The sequence below is a fragment of the Acinetobacter sp. AOR18_HL genome, assembly GCF_027855145.1.
GTDB lineage: Bacteria > Pseudomonadota > Gammaproteobacteria > Pseudomonadales > Moraxellaceae > Acinetobacter > Acinetobacter pittii.
This window is the reverse complement of the sequence record NZ_JAKTIG010000032.1, coordinates 1-3,264: the sequence shown is the minus strand read 5'-3', so window position 1 is coordinate 3,264 and position 3,264 is coordinate 1. Positions and strand designations below refer to the sequence as shown.

The 3,264-nt window shown below is 36.6% G+C and carries 3 protein-coding genes; all 3 read right to left on the bottom strand.

Annotation, left to right across the window (positions count from 1 at the left end):
- Positions 1 to 34 precede the first annotated feature (34 nt).
- Positions 35 to 1,243: an IS256-like element ISAba26 family transposase gene (locus MKL51_RS10995; RefSeq protein WP_000343018.1), complete on the bottom strand. Its 1,209-nt coding sequence runs from the start codon at positions 1,241 to 1,243 to the stop codon at positions 35 to 37.
- 89 nt (positions 1,244 to 1,332) lie between these two features.
- Positions 1,333 to 2,139, bottom strand: a complete 807-nt coding sequence (locus MKL51_RS10990) for a hypothetical protein (protein WP_270904314.1) — start codon at positions 2,137 to 2,139, stop codon at positions 1,333 to 1,335.
- Between the two features lie 45 nt (positions 2,140 to 2,184).
- Positions 2,185 to 3,210 carry an IS30-like element ISAba125 family transposase gene (locus tag MKL51_RS10985; protein ID WP_079265503.1) on the bottom strand — a complete coding sequence of 342 codons (1,026 nt, stop codon included), beginning with the start codon at positions 3,208 to 3,210 and terminating at the stop codon, positions 2,185 to 2,187.
- Between the last annotated feature and the right edge of the window lie 54 nt (positions 3,211 to 3,264).

Sequence of the window (3,264 nt, the reverse complement as noted above, 5' to 3'; positions counted from 1 at the left end):
GAGCCTGTAAATTATTTTGTGTAAGTTCCATTTTTTATAAATGATCTTTTAATCGATCATCGAACTGAATCGTAAACCAATTCATTGCTAAACGCCAATTTTGAATTGGCATCGTCCATTTCTTCGCAGCATTTGATGTTGCTAAGTAAATGACCTTCTTTACTGAGTCATCAGATGAAAAGATTTTCCTTTTCTTCGTTGAATGGCGTATTACGCTATTCAACGACTCAATCGCATTTGTTGTATAAATTGCATGACGTATTTCGGCTGGATAGCTAAAGATCGTTCGGATATTTTCCCAATTGGCCCGCCAGGATTCTCCAATTTTGGGATACTGGTGATTCCATTGATCACAGAAGATGTCTAGGGATTTTAAAGCATTTTCCTCTGTACTTGCCTGATAAATCGCTTTCAGACCCGACGTAACAGCTTTGTAGTCTTTCCAGCTTACAAATCTCAGGCTATTGCGTACAACATGCACGATACACAGTTGAATATCAGTATGAGGGTAAACAGAGGCTATCGCGTCAGGGAAGCCTTTTAATCCATCTACACAGGCAACAAGAATGTCCTGTACTCCTCGATTTTTTAGCTCTGTCATGACTGACAGCCAGAATTTGGCACCTTCTGTCTGAGCAATCCACATACCCAGTAATTCTTTTTGCCCATCCATATTGATGCCTAAAGCAAGGTATACGGACTTGTTAATCACATTGGAGTGCTGACGGACTTTGACAACAATACAGTCAAGATAGACAACAGGATAAAGGCTATCTAAGGCTCTATTTTGCCACTCAGTCACTTGCTCAATCACAGCATCGGTAACTTTGCTGATGAGAGATGCTGACACATCGGCATCGTACATTTCTTTGAAGAAGGCTACAATTTCCCTATTAGTCATTCCTTTTGCATACAGTGAGAGGATTTGGTCATCCATACTGGTGATGCGTGTTTGGTGCTTTTTGATAATTTGTGGCTCAAATGAACCTTCTCGATCACGGGGAATATCTAAAGCCAGTTGTCCATCTTGAGTTGTAATGGTTTTAGAACTAAACCCATTACGGCTATTTGAGCCTTTCTTGGGCTGATGCTTTTCATAACCGAGATGGTCTGAAAGTTCAGTATTGAGTGCAGTTTCAATCATGAATTTTTTAAAGACTGCTGTCATTTGGTTTAAGTCTTCTGGTGTTTTTAGACCTTTAGCCAATTCGGCAGCCATACTTTTGATTGTTGCTTCATCCATGTGAAGTACCTTTTGTAATTATCCTCTGAAGGATAAATGAAAATTAAGTACTTACACAAAATTTAGAACAGTCCCTTAAATATTGAAACTTACTTAGTCTCTTTTACATGAAATGACTGTATAAGCCGAGTTAAATTATTTTCTATATTCTGCCAATCAGCTAAATGTATATCACTGTAATGTGCGGTAATACTCATCGGCAGTCCCTTCACATTAAAAGTATGTCTACAATAGTATTGCTGATTTGGTCTAGCATAGTCTTCTAGAATAGCCTGTTCAGGATCTGGTTTACTTAATAAATAAGTACGAGCAAAAGTACTACAACTAATATAAGAAACTATATTTCCACCAGCGTCTTTTTTAAAATAAATCTTATAATGATTATAATCCTCTGTTACATCCTCAGGATATTTCTTTTGCCAATCCTTATAAACAAGAACTTTATAGAACCCGCCTGGTAAATTAGGATCTAGTGATACCACTTCTGTTAAGCCTAATTCTGGAGCTGGTTTAGTTTGTATATATTTAATTAATTTTGGCGTTTCAAAATACTCTTTCGGATGAAACACTGAACTTAAATTTATACCCATTGTAATTTCTGCATCACTAGCATTCACTTTATGATTCTTAGGTATCCAGCTATTTAAGGAAAACCAAATTACATACTTATGAAACTCTTGCCAGTCCTTAGGTATTTCATACTCAGCTCTTATTGATTCAGGATTAAAAATATGTAAATTTTCTAATGTTTTTCCTTTGTAATCAGGTAAAAGAACTTGAAAAAGTTCAGTACATTGAAATCTATCACATAAGGGCTTATTACTCTCATATCGTTGCTTTTCTCTGAATTCAAGATCTTTCTTTCGTGAAGATTCAGAAATAGCAGTTGCATCCATAAGATAATTTGCTGGAATATCTAATGTGACTCCATTAGGGCGAATTCAAACATGAGGTGCGACAGTTTGAAAAGTCTTATGATAATCAACAAGCTGAGCAAATTTCTCTAATGGTGTAAGCCAATCTAACGCTTTTCTAGGACGAGTATTCAGTGACATGGCAACTTGATTTAAATAATGCTGATCTGCCTGATTTAAATCAATCCCTTTAGGTAAATATTGCCTAATTAAACCATTCATATTTTCGCATGTGCCTTTTTGCCAAGGTGAATGTGGGTCACAGAAATATACATCTATGCCTAAATCTTCTTCGAGTATTTTATGTTCTGACATCTCGCGTCCACGGTCATAGGTCAACGTTTTACGCAGTTCTGCAGGTAAATATTTCAGAGCTTCAGTTAAAGCCTTGCGCACTGATTCTGCCTTTGCATCAGGTAATGTTGCCAAGATACAGAGCCGTGTATTTCGTTCAATAAGTGTTGCTATCGAACTTTTATTGTCTTTACCTTTAATTAAATCAGCTTCCCAATGACCCGGTATTTTTCTTTCTTGAACTTCGGCTGGGCGCTCATGAATAGTTTTAATATCCTGTAATATAGAATCTTTTTTAGGTTCACCGTTAGCTTTTCGCTTTTTATTTTCATGACGCAGACAGGATAATAAGTCTTTTTTCAACTCACCCTTGGGTAATGCTCGTATCGTTGAATAAATCGTTGTATGGCTTACATTCATTGTTTGATCCAAATCAGGAAATGTCTTTAAACGCTTTGCTATTTGCTGAGGAGACCATAAACAACGGATCGCTTCAACAATAAATTTCCAGAGGATTGAATCGATTTTGAGTTTTCTGTGACCACGTCTACGTCTAGCGAAGGTGTTATCAGAAGCATATCGAGCTTGATAAACGTCATTGATGCTATTTCTTTTAAGCTCACGATAGATCGTACTAGGATGTCTTTTAATGAGTTCAGCAAATTTTCTGGCTGAAAAGCCTTCTTTTCTTGACTCAAGCATTAATGCAGTACGATCTTCAAAGTTAAGATGATGGTATGACAATTTTATATACTCCATAAACCCTTTAAATTAATTAGGTGGTTTATGTCGCACTTCAAGTTTTACTCTGCC

Excerpts from the sequence above, each read along its gene's own strand:
- MKL51_RS10990 (WP_270904314.1), bottom strand. The coding sequence starts at position 2,139 with ATGGATGCAACTGCTATTTCTGAATCTTCACGAAAGAAAGATCTTGAA.
- MKL51_RS10995 (WP_000343018.1), bottom strand. The coding sequence starts at position 1,243 with ATGGATGAAGCAACAATCAAAAGTATGGCTGCCGAATTGGCTAAAGGT.
- MKL51_RS10985 (WP_079265503.1), bottom strand. The coding sequence starts at position 3,210 with ATGGAGTATATAAAATTGTCATACCATCATCTTAACTTTGAAGATCGT.